Genomic DNA, 22,099 nt, shown 5'->3' on the forward strand with positions numbered 1-22,099 from the left:
CAGGTCTCCTGGGGGCCGCTGACATAATGGAATGAGTCTTTGCTCAAATCTTCGTCACACTATGTGTAAAAGTGGCCCTGCCAATATTGTTGTGTAGGGGTAATGACAATGAATGGTTAATCAAATGTTATTTATTGGCAACGGTATTGTACGCACATTTTAATGAAATGTGAGGTGCTGGTAGGATCTGGCTAAAATTGGTAGGGCCAATTGCGAGGGGAAATGAAGGACCGGGCAAGCGGATGTTGCCCGGTGGGAGATTAGAACTCGCTCTTCGCGAAGCCCGTCATCTCTTTCAGGCCCATTTCACGGCCAAGCTCGGTCATCGGGTGGACGACGATCAGGCCGCGCACGCTTTTCTTCAGTTTGCCCATGTCAGCCTGCTCTTTTTTGGTGATGGCCCGACGGAACGGAAGTTTTGTCAGCTTTTGCGCTTCTTTACTCAGCTTCTGGCCGTGAACTTCACGCAGGCGTGCGATCTCGGCTTCCAGAGTTTCTTTCTCTTTTTCCAGCTCGGCGTATTTGTCGGCGGCTTCAACCAGGGACAGGTCTGCCTGCTGGTGGCGAATAGCGTCCAGACGATCGCTCAGGCGTTTAATTTCGTTTTTTTCGACTTCTTTCATAGGATAGCTTCTGATAAAAATAGGATGAATGCCCTATAGTATGCGCGCAGAGCGGGAATATTCACAACTGCTCGAAGATAAATAATCAAATACCGTAAGTATTAATTAGCTAATGATAATGTTACTACATTGATTAACAAGGAATTTTAAGCGATAAGATCGACCATGGTGCTTTTTATTGGCGTGTTCGTGGTGAAGCACGTTTTCCTCAATATAAACACCCAACTGATCCTAAACTTAAATGATCAACCGCACAGGCTGAGCGCGGTTAATACATGGAGGAGGGAAGATTATGGCGAAAATAGGTGAGAACGTTTCAATCCTGATTGATAAAACTGTCGATTTTATGGCTTCAAGCCAGGCTTTTCGCGAATATTTGAATAAAACACCGCCGCGCAACGTTGTCCCTTCAGAAATACCGCAGGAAAACGCGCAGCTGTATCTGCAACGTCTGGCGTACTATCGGCAGCTGTATCGACCGCAGCAGGAAGAGAAATAAGCAAACATCGTCTTATTTTTGAAAGGCTTTTTTTAAGCTGATTTTAGAAATCAGCTCGGTCAGGGAAAGGACCATGGTGGATCGTACCATCTGCTGGTAACGCTGGATCTGCATGGCATGCAAACCAGAGTCTGAGGTATCAAACTGGGGTGGCGGCGGGAGTGCCGTCACGCAGTGAAGTTCACCAAACGGTCCAAGAATTTCGTCGTCGGTGAATGCGTATTCGTTGCCGTCGTGATTCAGCTCCTCCCGCAGCGCCATCAGCAGCTCAGCATCTTCGTACTCCGGGCGACTGAGTACGCCCAGGCCGTAGATTAACTTCAGACGAACGGAAAGATCGCCCAACGGACCATCGCCGTCGAGCAGCGGTTCTACGGCGTATTTCACCGCATAGTCGTCTTTGCGAAATACCTGAAGCACAAGGATATTCACCGCCTCGGTGAGCAGTTCTACGGCGGTGATGAGGAAGCTGCGTACGGTTTTGCCAGCATTCAGACGCTCAAGCACACGATTTTCAAAGGCCTGCGTTTGTTCCATTATTGCCTGCATATCTGACAATCTATTATTCAGGCGCAGGATATCCTGCGCCAGGTCCTGCATCATTTCTTTGCGTTATACGCGTTAACAGCCTCAAGCACGACATCACTATTGGCATCCAGCCCGGAAACTTGCGCCAGCGCGGCCTGTGGGCCTTTTTCGTCAATCAGCGCGGCCAGTTCCTGTGCCTGCGGATCTTCTTCGCTGCGATAGTGCATCGCTGCCGCAATACCGGTAACCAGATTCGCATGCGGCAAACCATATTCCAGCGTACCCAGCAGCGGTTTAATCAGGCGGTCGCCTGCGCTCAGCTTACGCAGCGGCTGACGACCCACGCGCTCAACGTCATCTTTCAGATACGGGTTTTCAAAACGACCGAGGATTTTCTGAATGTATGCCGCATGTTTTGCTGCATCAAAGCCATAGCGTTTGATCAGTACCGCGCCGCTCTCTTCCATCGCACCTTTTACCACTGCGCGGATTTTCTCGTCGAGAATCGCGTCACGGATGGTCTGATGACCGGTCAATTTTCCGAGGTACGCGGTTATAGCATGCCCGGTGTTCAGCGTGAAGAGTTTACGTTCGACAAATGCCATCAGGTTATCAGTTAATTCCATTCCTGGGATATCTGGCAGTTCACCTTTGAACTGTGTTTTGTCGACAATCCACTCACTGAAGGTTTCCACGGTAACTTCCAGCGGATCGTTGGTTGCTGAAGCTGAAGGCGGAACAATGCGGTCCACGGCAGAATCGACAAAGCCAACATGTTCTTCAACCCAGGCTTTATCTTCATCTGCTAACGCGTTCATTACATGGCCTTTCAACTGGGTCGTTCCGCGCACCATGTTTTCACAAGCGATGATATTTAGTGGAGTAGCGATGCCCTGCGCCTTGCGTTTAACCAGTCCTTTGGCGATGGCTGGAGCGATACGCTCAAGTACAACCGGACCGACGGCGGTAGTGACTAAATCTACGTGGGCAATCAGTTCAACAACATCATCGCCGATGCTGCTTACAGCGTTGACGCCGGAGACGGTATCAACCTGCTCATTTTCACCCACGACATGAACCTGATAGCTATGACGGGCATTCAGGGCATCGAGCACGACCTGATTTACATCCGCGAACGTCAGCTGTATCCCCGCGTCCGCCAGCAGTTTGCCGATAAAGCCACGACCGATATTACCTGCGCCAAAATGTAATGCTTTCATAGTATTAACCTTCATTAATGTTTTTACCCAAGAGGGCTGGGGTGAGGGACTGCATTGATTTCCCCTCAACCTAACCCTCTCCACAAGGGAGAGGATTTTGTAGGCCCGGTAAGCGTGAGCGCCACCGGGCAATAACGCTTACTTACGACCTGCCAGCAGTTCCAGAACTTCATCCACGCTGGTGGTATGGGCCAGACGTTCAATCACGGATTCATCATCCAGAGCGTTGGTCAGGCTGGTAATCACCTGGATGTGCTCGTTGTTACGCGCTGCGATACCAATAACCAGACGGGCAATATCATCTTCTTCTTCACCGAAGCGAACGCCTTCCGGGTACTGGCAGAACACCACACCGGTTTTCAGCACGCGGTCTTTGGCTTCAACCGTACCGTGCGGTACTGCGATGGACTCACCCAGGTAAGTCGGGGTCAGTTTTTCGCGGTCCAGCATCGCCTCGACGTATTCTGGCTCAACGTAACCACCTTTCACCAGTTGCTCACCAGCAAAGCGAATCGCTTCTTCTTTGTTAGCCGCTTTACGGCCAAGGAAGATGTTCTCCGCACCCAGTTTGAACAGGTGGGTATCACCCTCTTCAAAGCTGTCTTTCAGGTGGTCGCGAACTTTCTCCTCGTTCACGTTGTGGCGCTGCGCAGCGACCAGACGTTCGGTCAGGTTGGAGTACAGACCGCTGTCGAGGAAGTTGGTCAGCGAAATGTGCTGTGCCTGAGGCACCTGGCGCATCGCGCGTTCGGTCAGGTCACGGTGGGTAATGACCAGATCCACATCCGGCGGCAGATTATTAATCGCGCTGTTAGTGACGGAAATCTGAGACAGCCCTGCATCCTGCACTTTCTTACGTAGTACGCCCGCACCCATGGCGCTGGAACCCATACCGGCATCGCAGGCAACGATGATTTTACGCACATGGCTCAGGTCGTTGGTGACGTCGCCAGCCGCCAGCGGGGATGCGCCTTTGGATTCCGCTTTCATGTCGTGCATACGACGGGTTGCGGCATCAATGTCATCATCTTCTTTCACTTTGCTGGTTTTCAGCAGAATGGCTGAGACCACAAAGGAGACTGCCATAGCCGCACAGATAGCAGCGATGTTAGCGAAGTAAGCTCCCTTCGGTGTCATTGCCAGCACGGCCAGGATAGAACCCGGAGACGCCGGAGAAACCAGACCGCCGTTCAGGATAGTCAGGGTAAATACGCCAGTCATACCGCCGAGAATAACGGCCAGGATCAGGCGCGGGTTCATCAGCACGTACGGGAAGTAAATTTCGTGGATACCACCCAGGAAGTGGATGATAGCCGCGCCGCCTGCAGACTGCTTAGCGCTGCCGCGACCGAAGAACATGTACGCCAGCAGGACGCCCATACCCGGACCCGGGTTAGCTTCAATCAGGAAGAAGATGGATTTACCCATCTCATGGGACTGCTGAATACCCAGCGGTGAGAAAATACCGTGGTTAATGGCGTTGTTGAGGAACAAGATTTTCGCCGGTTCAACGAAAATCGATGCCAGCGGCAGCATGTCATGGACAACCATGAAGTTAACGCCTGCCGCCAGAATTTTGGACAGTGCTTCAACCAATGGACCAATGCCAAGGAATGCCAGAATGGCGAGGATCATACCGATGATGCCAGCGGAGAAGTTATTCACCAGCATCTCAAAACCGGATTTGATCTTACCGTCTACCCAGTTGTCGAAGTGTTTGATCGCCCAGCCGCCCAGTGGACCTGCAATCATCGCGCCGAGGAACATTGGCATGTCCGCACCGACGATAACGCCCATGGTGGTGATTGCACCAACTACGCCGCCACGCTCGCCGCCAACCAGTTTACCACCGGTATAACCGATCAGTAGCGGCAGCAGATAGGTGATCATCGGGCCGACCAGCTTCGCCAGCGTTTCGTTCGGCAACCACCCTGTCGGAATGAATAATGCGGTGATAATACCCCACGCGATAAACGCGCCGATATTTGGCATCACCATGTTGCTGAGGAATCGACCAAAGCTTTGCACCTTGATCTTAATATCGGATGACATAAAAACACCCCTTCTTATGTTTGCTATCACGCAGGCTGAAAGCCCGAGGTTTGTTAATGTAGCGGCAGGAGGTAGCCGGACCCTGTAGATACTGCGAAATCTGGCACTGAATCGTTCAACTGTCCAGTCGACGGCCTTTTATGTGACATTCGTCACGTAAATATAGGGTGTATGGCGTTAGTTAATGTGATTTTAATCACAAAATACCCGTACAAAAAAACATCGCAGTGCAATAATTCGCTGAAAATGAGGATTAAATGTGAAGTGGTTCACATTTTTGCTTTCCTTGTTTGTTGGATTTTTGTGATGTGAATCGCAAAGTATTTTCATCTGAAATTTTTCAGATGTGATCTGCGGCAGGTTCTACCCCCGACATTTTTTATTGCAAAACAAAGCAACTTCTCACCAGAAAAAATATTTATTTTGTGGTATGGCAAAAACCCTTAACTCCAGTTATGTTCAAAACATCAGCCAGGGTGCATACGGCTGCCGGCATAAAAAAACTCTAATTAGCGTGAATTCGAGGCAGGTATGTTTCTAAATTATTTCGCGTTGGGCGTGCTGATCTTCGTTTTTCTGGTTCTGTTTTACGGAATCATCGCCATTCACGATATTCCCTATAACATGGCTAAAAAACGTAACCATCCCCATGCCGATGCCATCCATACTGCAGGATGGGTGAGCTTGTTCACTCTTCATGTTATTTGGCCGTTCCTGTGGATCTGGGCCACGCTCTACCAGCCTGAAAAGGGATGGGGAATGCAGTCACATATCACACCGACCGGAAAGGAGTCAGACCCTGAGATTGCCGCGCTGGCAGCGCGAATCACCCAGTTGGAAAAAAGACTGGATGGGGAGAAAAAAACCGATAACTCCACCTTTCCGGAGATTTAATCATGGATTTGTTGATAGTCCTGACCTATGTGGCCTTTGCCTGGGCCATCTTTAAAATATTCCGTATTCCGGTAAACCAATGGACGCTTGCTACCGCTGCATTAGGTGGGGTGTTCATTGTTGCGGGATTGATTTTATTAATGAACTATAACCACCCATATACCTTTACGGCGCAAAAAGCGGTTATTTCAATTCCGGTCACTCCGCAAGTCACAGGAATTGTTAGTGAGGTAACGGATAAAAATAATCAGCTAATTAAAAAAGGCGATGTGCTGTTTAAGCTCGATCCGGTACGGTATCAGGCGCGTGTCGACAGGCTGCAGGCTGATCTGGTTACCGCTACGCACAACATCGACAACCTAAAAGCACAGTTGTCGGAAGCGGTCGCCAATACCACCCGTGTATCTGCTGAACGTGACCGTCTGTATAAAGATTATCAACGCTATTTGAAAGGCAGTCAGGCGAAGGTTAACCCGTTCTCTGAAAGCGATATCGATAACGCCCGGCAAAACTATCTGGCACAGGATGCGCTGGTCAAAGGCTCTGTTGCAGAACAGACGCAGATACAGAGCCAATTAGACAGTATGGTCAACGGTGAGCAATCTCAGGTTGCGTCCCTACGTGCCCAGCTTGCCGAGGCTAAATACAATCTTGAACAGACGGTAGTTCGTGCCCCCAGCAACGGTTATGCCACGCAGATTTTAATTCGTCCGGGGACTTACGCAGCAGCATTACCTTTGCGTCCGGTAATGGTGTTTATTCCTGAACAAAAACGGCAAATCGTGGCGCAATTCCGCCAGAACTCGCTGCTGCGCCTTAAGCCGGGCGATGAAGCGGAAGTGGTGTTTAATGCGCTGCCTGGACAGGTTTTCACCGGCAAGCTGACCAGTATTCTTCCGGTCGTTCCGGGCGGTTCTTATCAGGCTCAGGGCGCATTACAGTCCTTAACGGTGGTGCCGGGTACCGATGGCGTGCTGGCTACGATTGAGCTGGATCCGAATGCCGATGTGGATGCGCTGCCGGACGGTATCTATGCTCAGGTTGCAGTCTATTCCGACCATTTCGCCCACGTGTCGGTAATGCGTAAAGTACTGCTGCGCATGACCAGTTGGATGCATTACCTTTATTTGGATCATTGAGACTGCCATCACCTGCCATTTTCAGTGACCTGAGCCATACTAAGCGGTGTCCCACTATCGTTGGGCACCGCTTTTTTGTTGGCAAAAAGGACCCGGCATGAAACTCATTGGCAGCTATACCAGCCCTTTTGTGCGTAAAATTTCTATTCTGTTACTGGAAAAGGGCATCACCTTCGAATTTGTGAATGAACTCCCCTATAACGCGGATAGCGGCGTGGCGCGCTATAACCCGTTAGGTAAAGTACCCGCGTTGGTCACCGATGCGGGCGAGTATTGGTTTGATTCTCCTATCATTGCGGAATATATAGAGCTACTGGATATTGCACCAGCCATGCTGCCGCGTGATCCGCTGGCTGCGCTGAAGGTACGCCAGTTGGAAGCGTTGGCAGACGGCATTATGGATGCCGGTTTAGTTTCGGTGCGCGAACAGGCTCGCCCTGCCGCGCAGCAGTCAGAAACTGAATTGTTACGTCAGCGTGAGAAGATCACCCGTAGTCTGGATGTGCTGGAAGGCTATCTGGCGGATGGTACGCTGAAAACGGATACGGTTAACCTGGCAACCATTGCGATTGCCTGCGCCGTCGGTTATCTCAATTTCCGTCGGGTTGCGCCCGGTTGGTGTGTTGATCGCCCCCGTCTGGTCAAACTGGTGGAAACGCTCTTTCAACGCGAGAGTTTTGCCCGCACGGAACCGCCAAAGGCTTGATGCGTATTATGTCCGCCTGAGCAAAGTCACGGTACAATCCTTCCTATATCGATATCCCTCTCCACGGTGGAGAGGGCCACCAACAGCCAGGCCCTTTCATGACAACCGACATGCGTTCACTCTACAGCCAGCTTCCTGCTATCGATCGTTTATTGCGCGATAGCGCCTTCCCAGCCCTACGTGAATCTCACGGCCATACCCGGGTGGTTGACCTGCTGCGTCACATGCTCGACGAAGCCAGAGAAGCTATTCGCGACACGCACGCGCTCCCGGCATGGTGTGAGGACTGGGCACAAGAAGCCAGCGCCCGGCTGGAACGAGAATCGCAAAGCGCGCTACGCCCGGTGATTAACCTGACCGGAACGGTGCTGCATACCAACCTTGGGCGCGCGTCGCAGGCTGAAGAAGCAATTGAAGCGGTGGTACAGGCGATGCGCACGCCGGTGACGCTGGAATATAGTCTGGATGATGCCGGGCGGGGACATCGGGATCGGGCCCTGGCGGATTTACTCTGCCGTCTGACGGGGGCGGAAGACGCCTGTATCGTCAATAACAATGCGGCAGCTGTTCTGCTGATGCTGGCCGCCACGGCGAACGGCAAAGAGGTGGTTGTTTCTCGCGGCGAGCTGGTGGAAATCGGCGGCGCGTTTCGTATTCCGGACGTCATGTGTCAGGCCGGATGCATTCTACGCGAGGTGGGGACCACCAACCGGACCCATGCGAAAGATTACCGCCAGGCAGTGAATGAAAACACCGGTCTGCTGATGAAAGTGCATACCAGTAATTACAGCATTGAAGGCTTCACAAAGTCGGTGGATGAGGCGGAGCTGGCCGTAATTGGGCAGGAACTGGATGTACCGGTGGTGGCGGATCTGGGCAGTGGTTCGCTGGTCGATCTCAGCCAGTATGGTTTGCCGCAGGAGCCGATGCCGCAGCAACTGATTGCCGCTGGCGTCAGTCTGGTGAGTTTCTCCGGCGATAAACTGCTGGGCGGGCCGCAGGCTGGGATAATTGTCGGTAAAAAAGAGATGATCGCTCGTTTGCAGAGCCATCCGCTGAAACGCGCATTACGGGCAGATAAAATGACACTGGCTGCGCTGGAAGCGACGCTACGGCTCTATCTGCACCCGGAAGCACTGGCGGAGAAGTTGCCCACATTGCGCCAGCTCACCCGCTCACAAGAAGCGATCCACGCGCAGGCACAGCAATTACAGGCACAGCTTGCAGAGCATTACGGTGATGAGTTCGCCCTGAATGTGATGCCTTGCCTGTCGCAGATTGGCAGCGGCTCACTACCTGTTGATAGGCTGCCCAGCGCGGCGCTAACCTTTACCCCACATGACGGGCGCGGGAGCCGCCTTGAAGCGTTGGCAGCCCGTTGGCGTACGCTGCCCGTGCCGGTTATTGGGCGAATTTATGATGGCCGCTTATGGCTGGATCTGCGCTGCCTTGAAGACGAGACCCGGTTTATGGAGATGATGCTGAAATGATTATTGCAACCGCCGGACACGTTGACCACGGAAAAACAACGTTATTACAGGCGATTACCGGTGTGAATGCCGACCGTCTGCCGGAAGAAAAAAAGCGCGGCATGACCATCGATCTCGGCTATGCCTACTGGCCGCAGCCGGATGGGCGGGTGCTGGGGTTTATCGACGTTCCTGGACACGAAAAGTTTCTGTCCAACATGTTGGCGGGGGTCGGCGGCATCGATCACGCGTTACTGGTGGTGGCGTGTGATGATGGCGTAATGGCGCAAACCCGTGAGCATTTGCAAATTCTGCAGCTGACGGGCAATCCGCAGATCACCGTGGCACTCACGAAAGCCGACCGCGTAGACGAAGCAAGAATTGAAGAGGTGCGTGCGGAGATTCAGGCCACGCTGGGGAATTATGGTTTCGCGGAGTCGGTGCTTTTCGTCACTGCGGCCAGTGAAGGCCGTGGCATCGAGGAACTGCGTGACCATTTGTTGCAATTAACGTCGCGCGAGCATGCCCGCGATCACAGCTTCCGCCTGGCGATTGACCGCGCCTTTACGGTCAAAGGCGCAGGACTGGTGGTAACCGGGACGGCGCTCAGCGGTGAAGTGAATGTCGGTGACACGCTGTGGCTCACGGGCGTCAACAAACCGATGCGCGTACGTAGCCTGCATGCACAAAATCAGGCCACCGACCGCGCGCAAGCGGGACAACGTATTGCGCTGAATATTGCCGGTGATGCGCAAAAAGAAGAACTAAACCGCGGCGACTGGCTGCTTTCTGATGCGCCGCCAGAGGCTTTTACCCGCGTGATTGTTTCTTTAGAACATGCCGCGCCGCTGATGCAGTGGCAACCGTTGCATATTCACCACGCGGCCAGCCATGTCACCGGGCGCATCTCGCTGCTTGAAGGAACGCTGGCGGAACTGGTGTTTGATACACCACTCTGGCTTGCTGATAACGACCGTCTGGTGCTGCGTGATATTTCTGCCCGGACAACGCTGGCAGGTGCACGTGTTGTGACGCTTAATCCGCCGCGACGCGGAAAGCGTAAGCCGGAATATTTGCAGTGGCTGTCGGCGCTGGAAAACGCGCAGACTGACGGTGACGCTCTGGCGCTGCACCTGGCGCGTGGGGCGGTGAATATTCCTGACTTTGCCTGGGCGCGTCAGCTCAATGGCAACGGTATGCGTCCGTTGATTGAGCAACATGGATTTATTCAGGCGGGATACAGCCTGTTGAATGCCCCCGTTGCCGCGCGCTGGCAACGGAAAGTTCTCGATACGCTGGCGACCTACCATGAGCAGCACCGTGATGAACCAGGACCCGGGCGCGAGCGCCTGCGCCGTATGGCTTTGCCGATGGAAGACGAAGCGCTGGTATTGCTGCTAATTGAAAAGATGCGCGAGAGTGGCGCTATTCATAGCCATCATGGCTGGTTGCATTTGCCGGAACATAAGGCGGGTTTCAGCGATGAGCAGTTGGCAATCTGGCAAAAGGTAGAACCACTTTTTGGCGATGAGCCGTGGTGGGTGCGCGATTTGGCAAAACAGACGGGAACAGATGAACAGATGATGCGTGTGGCGTTACGACAAGCGGCACAGCAAGGCATCATTACCGCGATCGTGAAAGATCGTTATTACCGTAACGATCGGATTGTGGCCTTTGCCAATATGATCCGCGAACTGGATCAGGAAAGGGGATCGACATGTGCCGCCGATTTTCGCGACAGGCTTAACGTTGGGCGCAAATTGGCTATCCAAATTCTGGAATATTTTGACCGCATTGGTTTTACTCGCCGTCGGGGAAATGATCATTTATTACGCGATGCCTTGCTGTTCCCTGAAAAATAATGAAACAATTAATTCATGGATTAAATGAATTAATACAAAATAGATGTTGATTGAAATAAGCACATTAGATTATGAACCTAATGTGCTTTTTAATTGTAAGTGTTATTAAAATAACAACCACGATCATATTTTGTTGGAAATTTCACTCGTATGCTTCCTACCTCTTTAGAGTAATTAAGGATCGTACAATGGCTGCTTCAACATTTTTTATTCCTTCCGTGAATGTAATCGGCGCTGACGCATTAAAAGACGCAATGAATACAATGGCGGAATATGGTTTTCGCCGTACGCTGATTGTTACGGATGCCATGCTGACGAAATTAGGTATGGCTGGCGATATTCAAAAAGCGCTACAGGAACATGATATTTCCAGCGTAATTTACGATGGTACGCATCCTAACCCCACGACCAGTAACGTTGCCGCTGGCCTGAAAATGCTGAAAGAAAATGACTGTGATAGCGTTATTTCTCTCGGCGGCGGCTCTCCACACGATTGTGCGAAGGGCATTGCGCTGGTGGCGGCTAATGGTGGCGATATTCGTGACTACGAAGGTGTAGACCGCTCTGCAAAACCGCAGCTGCCGATGATCGCCATCAACACCACGGCGGGTACGGCATCTGAAATGACCCGCTTCTGCATCATCACTGATGAAGTACGCCACATTAAAATGGCGATTGTGGATAAGCATGTTACACCGCTGCTGTCCGTCAATGACTCCTCGCTGATGGTCGGTATGCCGAAGTCTCTGACGGCGGCTACCGGTATGGATGCGCTGACTCACGCTATCGAAGCCTATGTTTCTATTGCTGCGACCCCCATTACCGATGCGTGCGCGCTTAAAGCTGTCACCATGATTGCGGAAAACCTGCCGGTCGCCGTGGAAGAGGGCGGCAATGCTCAGGCGCGCGAAGCCATGGCCTATGCGCAGTTCCTCGCAGGTATGGCCTTTAACAATGCCTCCCTTGGCTACGTGCATGCGATGGCGCACCAGCTGGGTGGCTTCTACGATCTGCCACACGGAGTATGTAATGCCGTACTGCTGCCGCATGTACAGGTATTTAATAGCAAAGTTGCTGCCGCCCGCCTGCGCGATTGCGCCTCGGCAATGGGTGTGAACGTTGCTGGTCTGAGCGAAGAGCAAGGGGCAGAAGCCTGCATCGCGGCGATCCGCGAACTGGCGCAGAAAGTGAATATTCCGGCTGGGCTGCGTGAGCTGAACGTGAAAGAAGAAGATTTTGCCGTTCTGGCGACTAATGCCCTGAAAGATGCCTGTGGTTTCACTAACCCGATTCAGGCGACACATGAAGAAATCATGGCGATTTATCGTGCTGCCATGTAATTCGTGATACCTGTCGTAAAGCAGTAAAAGGCTGGCGAATAATTCGCCAGTCCCGTCTACCCTTGTAGTACCCCTACAGCAAGGAGACGGTCATGACCAATAACCCCCTTCAACGCGTATTTATCCCGGCGAGTATGGTTACCCTCTGAAGTTAAAAGCCCGATACGATAACTTTATCGGCGGTGGCTGGGTCGCACCGGTGGACGGTGAGTATTACCAAAACCTGACGCCGGTAACCGGGCAATTACTGTGCGAAGTGGCCTCTTCCGGCAAAAAGGACATCGATTTGGCACTGGATGCCGCGCACAAAGCAAAAGACAAATGGGCGCAGACTTCCGTGCAGGACAGGGCGGCGATTTTGTTCAAAATTGCCGATCGTATGGAGCAAAATCTGGAGCTGCTGGCGACGGCTGAAACCTGGGATAACGGTAAACCCATCCGTGAAACCAGCGCGGCAGATGTGCCGCTGGCGATTGACCATTTCCGCTATTTCGCGTCCTGTATTCGTGCACAGGAAGGGGGAATAAGCGAAGTTGATAGCGATACCGTGGCGTATCACTTCCATGAACCTCTTGGCGTGGTGGGGCAAATTATCCCGTGGAACTTCCCGCTGTTGATGGCCAGTTGGAAGATGGCGCCCGCCCTGGCTGCCGGTAACTGTGTCGTGCTTAAACCTGCGCGCCTGACGCCGCTGTCCGTGTTGTTGCTGATGGAAGTTGTCGGCGATCTGCTCCCGCCAGGCGTGGTGAACGTGGTAAACGGCGCGGGAGGGGAAATCGGTGAGTATCTGGCGACGTCAAAACGCATTGCAAAAGTGGCGTTTACCGGCTCAACGGAAGTTGGGCAGCAGATCATGCAGTACGCCACGCAGAACATTATCCCTGTCACGCTGGAGCTGGGCGGGAAATCCCCCAATATCTTCTTCGCGGACGTGATGGATGAAGAAGATGCGTTCTTTGACAAAGCGCTGGAAGGTTTTGCATTGTTTGCCTTCAACCAGGGCGAAGTATGTACCTGTCCGAGTCGTGCGCTGGTACAAGAATCCATTTACGAACGTTTTATGGAAAGAGCCATTCGTCGGGTGGAAAGTATCCGTAGCGGCAACCCGTTAGACAGCGTGACGCAAATGGGCGCGCAGGTGTCGCATGGTCAACTGGAAACCATTCTGAATTACATCGACATTGGTAAAAAAGAAGGGGCAGATGTTCTCACCGGCGGGCGGCGCAAGCAGCTGGATGGCGAGTTAAAAGAGGGGTACTACCTCGAACCGACCATTCTGTTTGGTAAGAACAACATGCGGGTTTTCCAGGAGGAGATCTTCGGGCCGGTGCTGGCTGTCACGACGTTTAAAACCATGGAAGAGGCACTGGAAATCGCTAATGACACCCAATATGGGCTTGGCGCTGGCGTCTGGAGTCGTAACGGAAATCTGGCGTACAAAATGGGACGTGGGATTCAGGCGGGGCGAGTTTGGACCAACTGTTACCATGCTTACCCGGCACATGCGGCGTTCGGCGGCTACAAGCAGTCGGGTATCGGGCGCGAGACGCATAAGATGATGCTTGAGCATTATCAGCAAACCAAATGCCTGTTAGTGAGCTACTCTGATAAACCACTGGGGCTGTTTTAATTTCACGTCACCTACTGCCCGGTCGCGTTTAGCGTACCGGGCATCAAGTTATGTCCTCAGGTAAGTGGCTGGGGTGAACGAACGCAGCCAACAAAGAAGCAGCTCGAAAGACGACGGGTATATATAAACCCATATATCGTTATATAAATAAGATAATTGCATCCAATCTGGTCATTCCAATACTATTATCAACTCTATTGTTTAAATCAAATTGCATCCGAATTTCTTAATTTAAATCCCTGAGGCAAATATGTTCCTTAATTATTTTGCATTAGGAGTGCTTATTTTTGTATTCCTGGTCATTTTTTACGGGATTATTATTCTGCATGATATTCCCTATCTAATTGCAAAGAAACGTAACCATCCTCATGCCGACGCAATACATGTAGCGGGTTGGGTTAGTTTGTTTACCTTACATGTTATTTGGCCCTTTTTATGGATCTGGGCAACGCTTTATCGCCCGGAACGCGGGTGGGGCATGCAGAGCGCGGATTCTTCCCTGATCCAGCTTCAGGCAAGGGTTGCGGATCTGGAAAAGAAACTGGGTGAGGCCAAGACCTCTCCGGCGGAGTAATATCGATGGATTTACTGATTGTTCTGACCTATGTGGCGTGTGCATGGTCAATATTTAAAATTTTTAAAATTCCTGTAAATAAATGGACAGTTCCTACCGCGGCATTAGGCGGTATATTCATTGTTTGCGGACTTATATTACTGATGAATTATAACCATCCGTATACATTTAAGGCACAAAAAGCGGTAATTTCTATTCCCGTGGTGCCGCAGGTAACGGGTGTAGTGACAGAAGTGACGGATAAGAAGAATACGCTAATCAAAAAAGGCGAGGTTCTGTTTAAGCTTAATCCAGGGCGTTATCAGGCGCGGGTCGATCGCCTGAAGGCAGATATTGTTACCGCACAGCATAAAGAGCAGGCTCTGGTTGCGCAGTTAGACGAAATGAAAGCCAACACGCAGCGGGCAAAGGCCACGCGTGACAAACTGGCAAAAGATTACCAGCGCTATGCGCAGGGGAGTCAGGCGAAGGTGAATCCTTTTTCTGAACGCGATATCGACGCGGCGCGCCAAAACTACCTGGCGCAGGAAGCTTCGGTGAAATCCTCCGTTGCAGAACAACAGCAAATTCAGAGCCAGTTGGACAGCCTGGTACTGGGTGAGAATTCGCAAATTGCCAGCCTGAAAGCACAGCTAGCGGAAGCAGAGTTCAACCTGGACCAGACCGTGGTTCGCGCGCCCAGTGATGGTTACGTCACTCAGGTGCTGATGCGCCCAGGAACCTATGCCGCCGCGCTGCCGATGCGTCCGGTCATGGTATTCATCCCGGATCAGAAACGACAAATTATCGCCCAGTTCCGTCAAAACTCGTTGTTGCGACTGGAACCAGGCGATGAAGCGGAAGTGGTGTTTAATGCCCTGCCGGGTAAGGTGTTTAGCGGTAAACTGGCCGCCATTAGTCCGGCAGTACCGGGTGGTACATACCAGTCGAACGGGGCACTGCAATCATTAAACTCTACGCCCGGTTCAGAAGGGGTAATCGCCACGATTGAGCTGAACGACAATGCGGATGTGAACGCATTACCTGATGGGATTTACGCCCAGGTTGCCGTTTACTCTGACCATTTCGAACATGTGTCGGTCATGCGCAAGGTGTTGCTGCGGATGACCAGTTGGGTGCATTACCTGTATCTCGACCACTAAGCGCAGGCTATTTCGCTTACTCAGGCTGTCGTATCGCCTGAGCAAGCTGCTGACGTATCTCCGCGAGCATTGCATCGAGAATATACTGCACTCGCCAGGGCTGGTATTCACGCTTGCGGAAAATCGCCACTAAATCCAGCCACCATTCATGTTGCTCCGAGAAACACGGGACCAGCATCTCGGAACGACAATCTCTTTGCACACTTTCATTTGGCGCAAAAACAATCCCCAAATGATTACGTGCCAGCGCCAGTGCGGATTGTGTATTGTCGCAGATGTAATTTCCCGTCACACGATAGTCACGCATCTTTTTGTCTTCAGCAGAATTGAATCGCCAAATGTTGGCATCATCAATCATCATAGAATCAATTAGAATGCAGGAATGGTTAACTAATTCATCAGGACTACTAATAGGATTCTTGGTGAGATATTCCCGACTGGCAAAAGCAATAACCGCATATTTAGTGATAAAACTGGCGACCAGTGATTCATCTTTAGGATGAGCATAGGAAAGTAAAATATCACAATCGTCAGGAAAGTCGACGCCTTCATAAAATGCTTTGCGATCCAGGTTATAGGTTTTTAGCACCAGACTGATATCGCCAATATCCATAATTTTTGCAATAACATGTTGCGATAAGTAAGCAATAATTCCGGTTGGTGCATATACCGTTACTTTGCCACGTTTCTCGTGCTTATAATCAGCAATGAAATTATTTAACTGATCATTTCTGTCTAACATGTCATTGATGTAAGGAAGTAACGCTATACCAAACGGCGTGAGGGTCAGTTGTCGGGTGGTGCGGTCAAATACCTTTAGCCCAACTTTTGATTCAAAATCAGCAAGATACTTACTTACATTGGCCTGAGCAATGCCGAGAACAGTAGCGGCATGGCTGATATTTTCACTGGCAGCAATTACCGAAATAATCTTCAGTTCCCGGTGTTTAAGTTGTAATTTATTCATCGCCAAGCCCAATATATATAATTTTATATATATTACTATATAAATATGAACCTTGCACCGATGAAATTGTAAGCATTATTATGCACCCGCTTTGTAGCTTATTTTAAAATGGAATGTTGGCATGTTAATTAAACACAATATTGTGGCGCTGCTCGCCTTTTCTTTTATGGCGAGTGCAACTGCCGCAGAATTTTCTATTGGCGCTGGCGCTGTATATAATGAATCACCTTATCGCGGGTATAATGATAATGTTCACGCAGTACCGCTTGTCAGTTATGAAAGTGAATCATTTTATTTTAGGCAAACAACGCTAGGTTATATTTTGTCTAAGAGTGAAAGTAATGAATTTAGTATTACTGCCTCTTATATGCCGCTGGAGTTTGATCCCGGCGACAATGACGATCACGCGATGAAAACGCTGGATAAGCGTGACGCAACTGCAATGGCGGGTGCCGCGTGGTATCACCATGAAAGATGGGGTAGCGTGAAAGTCTCCGCCGCTGCGGATGTGCTGGACAACAGTAATGGCTGGGTAGGGGAAGTTTCACTGTTCCGTCCAATGCCGATGGGCAAGCTGACGCTGACGCCATCAATTGGCGTGCTCTACTATGACGAAAAATTCAATGAATACTACTACGGCATTTCGGGTAATGAGTCCCGTCGTAGTGGTTTATCAAGCTATTCCCCAGGCGATAGCTGGACACCGTATGTTGGCCTGTCCGCTAAATACGCATTAACCACTAACCTGACGCTGCTGGCAAGCGCCAACTATAGCGCACTGCCGGATGACATTAAAAATAGTCCGATGGTTGATCGTGATGACAGCTTCACCTTTATGTCCGGTCTGACCTGGCGTTTCTGATTCTCACCCGTTTGTCCTCAGGGAGGAGGGCAATCTTTTCATGAGACATTGACGGATGGGGGCTAACCGCCGCCATCCGCCTTATTATTACTGCTCGTTTATCCAGATACGCATTTCGCCTTCACCACGGTTCGCCCAGCTAAACCACGGAATAAACGTCAATGTATGCGCCTGGCGCGAAGCTGGGGAAACATCGTAGTGCCACAACGATTGTTGTGCTGCATCGGCATTACTTTGCTTCACGCCTTCAGCCTGAATTAACATTTTATGGCTGAACAATCCCTTACCCTCGAATACTCTGAACTCACTCTCTTTTGGCAACCACAGGTTATGCAATTCCTCACCGTTGTCGGCCTGCTCCAGGCAATACACCAGCGGTCCACGCTGAATGGCGACCTTACCGGCGACATGACGCACTAATGGATTTCCGTACACCCGACGCACCGGCATTGGCAGGGTCAGACTGAGCGTATCGCCTTCCTGCCAGGTTCGGCTGATGTGCAAATAGCCTTTACGAATATCCTGCTCAACTGGCTGACCATTCAGTAAAACCTGTGGCGCGGTGCACCAGTCTGGCAGGCGCAGGGCCAGGGTGTGATATATCGACTGCGGTGATTCGATGGCGATTTTCACCTGCTCATGCCATGGATAATCCCCGCTAATGCGCAGCTTGAGCGAGCCATCAGCCACCGGGACTTCCATGCTATTGCCCACGTACATATTGATATATAGCGCGTCCTGACGTGGTGTGTAGATGTAATGACCAATAGAGGTGAGTACGCGGGCGATATTCGGCGGGCAACAGGCGCAGCCAAACCAGCGCTGACGAACGGGTTTCACGTGATCATAAATATGATTGAATTTTAATGATTTAGGATGTACTTCCAACGGGTTCACATAGAAGAAGTGCTTGCCATCGAGCGCCATCCCGCCCAATACAGTGTTATACAGGGCGCGCTCCATCACGTCGGCATACTGGCTGTCTGCCTCCATCTCCAGCATTCTGCGGGCGAACATCATTAGACCGATTGAGGCGCAGCTTTCCGCATACACGGAGTCGTTAGGCAGATCGTAATCGCTGCTAAACGCCTCGCCGCTGCTTTGTGAACCGATCCCGCCGGTAATGTACAACTGACGCTGGGCCATGTTTTTCCACAGACGCAGGCAATCCTGACGTTTGCCTTCGTCCTGACTCAAGCGTGCCAGATGCGCCACGCCGGTCATCAGATAAACAAAACGTACTGCATGACCGATCGCCGTTTGCTGTTCTGAAATGGGCTGATGAGCCTGGCTATAGGGTTTATCCTTCACCATCCATGCCGGGCCGTAAGTATGCCAGTAAGAGGTTTGGCCGCGCTTTTCGTACTCTTCGTCATAGAAATGGGGTTGCGCGCCGCGCTGTTCCACAAAGTAATTTACCAGCGCCATATAGCGTGGTTGCTGGGTCACTTCGTATAAGCGCATTAACGCCAGCTCAATTTCCGGGTGTCCCGGATAGCCGCGCAGTTGATTATCACCAAGCCCGAAAACGTTATCGATGTGGTCTGCCAGACGGCACACTACATCTAAAAGACGACGTTTTCCCGTCGCCTGAAAGAACGCGACGCCTGCTTCGATCAAATGACCTGCACAGTACAACTCATGACACTCGGCGAGGTTAGTCCAGCGTTCATCCGGGGCTTTCACTGTAAAGTATGTATTGAGATAGCCGTCTTCACACTGCGCAGCGGCCACCAACTCGATGACCTCATCTGCGGTTTTCTCAAGTTCCGCATCAGGTTTCTGGCACAGGGACCAGGCGACTGCCTCCAGCCATTTCGCTACGTCGCTATCCTGAAAAACCATGCCGTAAAATTCGCCATCCTGCAGTCCTGCGGCGATACGAAAGTTCTCTATCGCATGACTTGGTTCCGCCTCTGCAATGCGGTCATTCAGCGCATCCCACTGGTAGGGGATCACTACATCACGGACCAACTGTTGGTATTGTCCGAGGAACGGATCGCTGACGGTGAGCTTATGCAGGTCGACTTCCAGTACGTTCATTTCGTGCTCCTTAAGGCTGTACATGACGCTGACGCAGATCGGTGGCAATGCGCGACATCATCGGATTATTGAGTTTGCAGATGCGAATAGACAGCGCCAACAGCAGGTGGAACAGCGCGGGAAGCAGCGTCTCCATCGCGGTAATTCCTTGCAGCGAACTGGCGGTTTGGTTACCAGCGCCTGGCTGATAGGCGACAAAAATAAATAACAGGCTGATGATCCCCGCGCTTGAGGCCCAGGCCAGCTTGATGAAAAACAGGTTGAAGGCGAAATTCATGCCGGAAGAACGCACGCCGGTTTTCCACTCGCCGTAATCGTCGGCAAAGGCCATCAGCGAGAAGTGCAGAGGCAGCGTAAAGCCCAGAATAATGCCGTTGCCGAGAATAACCGCCAGCCATAATGTTTGATAAGCCGGGCCGGTCGGCAGGAACCACATCATCACTGCCAGGGCTGCCAGCACCAGGTTGGTGTAGTAATAGAGTTTGACGGTATCTATACGGCGGGTCAGCGGGCTGACAACCACTGAACCGATGATGGACGCAAAGGTCACCATGGTGAAAAACAGCGACGTGTAAGCGGTACTGCCTTCCAGCACGTAGGTAATGAAATACATGTACCCGCCGCCACGAATATTGAAGACGTTAATCAGCAGGAAAGACATCACCAGCATTAGCAGCAACTGGTCATTTTTGCGTAGCCCACCAATGTGTTCACGCAGGGTAAATTTCCCCATCATCGCCAGCGGCACACGCTCGCAAACCCAGAAGAAGCAGCACAGGAACATCACCACAGCGATGGCGCACAGGATGCCCACGCCGAACTGATAACCCTGCGCGGCATTGCCCTGACCCAGAATATCCACCATCCACGGCAGACCAACGGAGACAAGGAATCCCGCCACGCCGCACAGCACAAAGCGCCAGGACTGACAGGCGATCACCTCGTTATGGCGGGTCGTCATGGTGTTGATCAGCGCACAATACGGTACGTTGATGGCGGTATAGCCGACAGAGAGCAGTAGATAGGTGCCGAATGCCCAGGCGATTTTTACGCTCATGCTGGCGTCAGGGACGGTAAACGTGAGTACGCCAATGATGCCAATGGGAATTGCCACCCACAGCTGCCATGGGCGAAAACGCCCCCAGCGGCTTTGCGTGCGGTCGGCAAGTATGCCCATTATCGGATCGGAAATGGCATCAAATACACGCAGGGCAATAAACAATGTGCCGACCAGCGCGGGCGTTAACCCGAAGACATCGGTATAGAAAAATGTCAGGAAGTTCATGATCAGACAGGTAATTACCGTCCCGCCAGCATCGCCTAACCCATAACCTATTTTTTCACGCAGGGATAATTTGTCGTCCTGGGCACGCTGTGCCAAATCAGATGTCGTAATCGGAGCCGAAGTCATAAATAACTCCCGGAGAGGATGTTCAGAAAGTATCCCGCTACGTTGCGGGTTATTTGTTTGTAATTTGCAAAGTACGTTATTTATTCTGCACGAAATGTTTGGGTCAACAAGGGAAGAGAAAAGTATAAAAAGATGACAATTCCGACTTCATTATAAAAATGTGATTTCGATCCAGTGAAAAGCAAGTTTATCGTGAATAATCAATAATAAAGAGCAGTTTAAATAATGCAAAAAGCGGGAATTTGAATATATATGCTCGAATTGTCCATGTCTCTTCCGATTAAAGTGCAAAATGGTGGGCTATTTATTTCCCGAGGTGTGGGAAGCCATCCGGCGCGGCAATTGCAATCCTGGGAAATCATCTTTGTCGAAAAAGGGACATTAACGATTCGCGAAGGTCAGACCGTTTTTTGCGTGAATGCTGGAGAAAGTTTGCTGTTATGGCCGCAGCGTTCGCATATTGGTGTGGGACAGTTTCCGGCTGATTTGAAATTTTACTGGCTACACTTTGAGGTGACAGCAGAAAACGATGCTTCACTTACAGAACCGTTGCTTGCGATTCCTCAGCATGCCCGGGTTAGCGAGCCACAATATATTATTTCGCTGTTTCGCCAGTTCTTACGTGAGCAGGAAAATATTCATCGCAGCGTTGCATTGGAACTGATCCTACTGCTGATTTTGCAGCAAATCTCCGCGGCGGCTAGCGAGCAACCCGCAGATAGCCCCGGTAATGCGCTGGCATGGAAAGCGCAACAAATAATCCACACCCAGTTCCACCTGCCGATTAGTGCTTCAACTCTGGCGAAAGAGCTGCATTGCAATGCGGATTATCTGGGGCGTGTATTTCGGAGCGCTTTCCGGCTGACGCTAACTGAAGCATTGCATCGCCAGCGGGTAAGGGCGGCAGAAAAGCTGTTGATCAGTGACTCGCTGTCGCTTACCGAAGTGGCGATTAAATGTGGATTTAATGATGTGGGTTACTTTCGCAAAATCTTTCGTAAGCATACCAGCCTGACGCCTGCGGCGTGGAAAAGGCGCTACTGCAAAGAGCATATTAATTCGGCGTAAATGAGGATCGCCGGGTGGCGCTATGCTTACCCGGCCTAAAAATGACAGACCAGTGCAAGCACAGCGCCGC

Annotated in this window: 19 protein-coding genes; 12 read left to right on the plus strand and 7 right to left on the minus strand. The window is 51.3% G+C overall.

The annotated features are described in order from the left end of the window. Positions 1–260: 260 nt before the first annotated feature. A complete protein-coding gene (locus tag C2U43_RS01145; protein WP_008786458.1) occupies positions 261–623 on the minus strand; it encodes a YibL family ribosome-associated protein in 363 nt (120 codons plus the stop codon). 292 nt (positions 624–915) lie between these two features. On the opposite strand from C2U43_RS01145, the gene C2U43_RS01150 reads away from it, so the two are divergent. After that, the gene (locus C2U43_RS01150) at positions 916–1,122 is read left to right on the plus strand and encodes a hypothetical protein (protein WP_032945348.1); all 207 of its coding nucleotides are present in this window, start codon (positions 916–918) and stop codon (positions 1,120–1,122) included. Between the two features lie 12 nt (positions 1,123–1,134). Here C2U43_RS01150 and mtlR read toward each other — a convergent pair whose 3' ends face one another. From mtlR to mtlA, 3 genes are all read right to left on the minus strand, one after another. Next, a complete protein-coding gene (gene mtlR / locus C2U43_RS01155; protein WP_003024179.1) occupies positions 1,135–1,722 on the minus strand; it encodes a mannitol operon repressor MtlR in 588 nt (195 codons plus the stop codon). Then, positions 1,722–2,870: a mannitol-1-phosphate 5-dehydrogenase gene (mtlD, locus tag C2U43_RS01160; protein WP_100271768.1), complete on the minus strand. Its 1,149-nt coding sequence runs from the start codon at positions 2,868–2,870 to the stop codon at positions 1,722–1,724. Before mtlD ends, mtlR begins: the two co-directional genes overlap by 1 nt. Positions 2,871–3,008: 138 nt before the next feature. Then, on the minus strand, positions 3,009–4,922 hold the full coding sequence (gene mtlA, locus C2U43_RS01165; protein WP_008786455.1) for a PTS mannitol transporter subunit IICBA: 1,914 nt from the start codon (positions 4,920–4,922) through the stop codon (positions 3,009–3,011). A 531-nt stretch (positions 4,923–5,453) separates the two neighbouring features. Here mtlA and C2U43_RS01170 point away from each other — a divergent pair. From C2U43_RS01170 to C2U43_RS01210, 9 genes are all read left to right on the plus strand, one after another. Further along, positions 5,454–5,816, plus strand: coding sequence for a DUF3302 domain-containing protein (locus tag C2U43_RS01170; RefSeq protein ID WP_003827338.1), 363 nt, complete (start codon positions 5,454–5,456; stop codon positions 5,814–5,816). Between the two features lie 2 nt (positions 5,817–5,818). Beyond that, complete coding sequence (locus tag C2U43_RS01175; protein ID WP_003827339.1) at positions 5,819–6,955, plus strand: HlyD family secretion protein; 1,137 nt, start codon at positions 5,819–5,821, stop codon at positions 6,953–6,955. Positions 6,956–7,052: 97 nt separating this feature from the next. Further along, positions 7,053–7,661, plus strand: a complete 609-nt coding sequence (locus C2U43_RS01180; protein ID WP_008786453.1) for a glutathione S-transferase — start codon at positions 7,053–7,055, stop codon at positions 7,659–7,661. Positions 7,662–7,759: 98 nt separating this feature from the next. After that, positions 7,760–9,151 (plus strand): L-seryl-tRNA(Sec) selenium transferase, encoded by a 1,392-nt coding sequence (gene selA, locus C2U43_RS01185; RefSeq protein ID WP_008786452.1) that lies wholly within the window; start codon positions 7,760–7,762, stop codon positions 9,149–9,151. Further along, positions 9,148–10,992 (plus strand): selenocysteine-specific translation elongation factor, encoded by a 1,845-nt coding sequence (selB, locus tag C2U43_RS01190; RefSeq protein WP_103284579.1) that lies wholly within the window; start codon positions 9,148–9,150, stop codon positions 10,990–10,992. Before selA ends, selB begins: the two co-directional genes overlap by 4 nt. Before the next feature lie 188 nt (positions 10,993–11,180). Further along, the gene (gene yiaY, locus C2U43_RS01195; RefSeq protein WP_008786450.1) at positions 11,181–12,332 is read left to right on the plus strand and encodes an L-threonine dehydrogenase; all 1,152 of its coding nucleotides are present in this window, start codon (positions 11,181–11,183) and stop codon (positions 12,330–12,332) included. A gap of 118 nt (positions 12,333–12,450) precedes the next feature. Further along, positions 12,451–13,962, plus strand: coding sequence for an aldehyde dehydrogenase AldB (gene aldB, locus C2U43_RS01200; RefSeq protein ID WP_103284580.1), 1,512 nt, complete (start codon positions 12,451–12,453; stop codon positions 13,960–13,962). Between the two features lie 250 nt (positions 13,963–14,212). Further along, positions 14,213–14,536 (plus strand): DUF3302 domain-containing protein, encoded by a 324-nt coding sequence (locus C2U43_RS01205; protein ID WP_003024200.1) that lies wholly within the window; start codon positions 14,213–14,215, stop codon positions 14,534–14,536. Positions 14,537–14,541: 5 nt separating this feature from the next. Next, a complete protein-coding gene (locus tag C2U43_RS01210) occupies positions 14,542–15,678 on the plus strand; it encodes an HlyD family secretion protein (protein WP_003827345.1) in 1,137 nt (378 codons plus the stop codon). Positions 15,679–15,694: 16 nt separating this feature from the next. On the opposite strand, the gene C2U43_RS01215 is transcribed toward C2U43_RS01210, so the two are convergent. After that, positions 15,695–16,645 (minus strand): LysR family transcriptional regulator, encoded by a 951-nt coding sequence (locus C2U43_RS01215; RefSeq protein ID WP_103284581.1) that lies wholly within the window; start codon positions 16,643–16,645, stop codon positions 15,695–15,697. A gap of 121 nt (positions 16,646–16,766) precedes the next feature. Between C2U43_RS01215 and C2U43_RS01220 the strand changes: the two genes are divergently transcribed. After that, positions 16,767–17,507 (plus strand): MipA/OmpV family protein, encoded by a 741-nt coding sequence (locus tag C2U43_RS01220; protein WP_032945338.1) that lies wholly within the window; start codon positions 16,767–16,769, stop codon positions 17,505–17,507. 87 nt (positions 17,508–17,594) lie between these two features. On the opposite strand, the gene C2U43_RS01225 is transcribed toward C2U43_RS01220, so the two are convergent. Together C2U43_RS01225 and C2U43_RS01230 are read right to left on the minus strand one after the other, a co-directional pair. Next, complete coding sequence (locus C2U43_RS01225; protein ID WP_103284582.1) at positions 17,595–19,550, minus strand: glycoside hydrolase family 127 protein; 1,956 nt, start codon at positions 19,548–19,550, stop codon at positions 17,595–17,597. A gap of 10 nt (positions 19,551–19,560) precedes the next feature. After that, positions 19,561–20,961, minus strand: coding sequence for an MFS transporter (locus tag C2U43_RS01230; RefSeq protein ID WP_103284583.1), 1,401 nt, complete (start codon positions 20,959–20,961; stop codon positions 19,561–19,563). A gap of 252 nt (positions 20,962–21,213) precedes the next feature. Between C2U43_RS01230 and C2U43_RS01235 the strand changes: the two genes are divergently transcribed. Next, positions 21,214–22,029, plus strand: coding sequence for a helix-turn-helix domain-containing protein (locus tag C2U43_RS01235; RefSeq protein ID WP_003827350.1), 816 nt, complete (start codon positions 21,214–21,216; stop codon positions 22,027–22,029). The last annotated feature ends 70 nt before the right edge of the window (positions 22,030–22,099 follow it).

The sequence above is a fragment of the Citrobacter freundii complex sp. CFNIH9 genome, from assembly GCF_002903305.1.
Classification (GTDB): Bacteria; Pseudomonadota; Gammaproteobacteria; order Enterobacterales; family Enterobacteriaceae; genus Citrobacter; species Citrobacter portucalensis.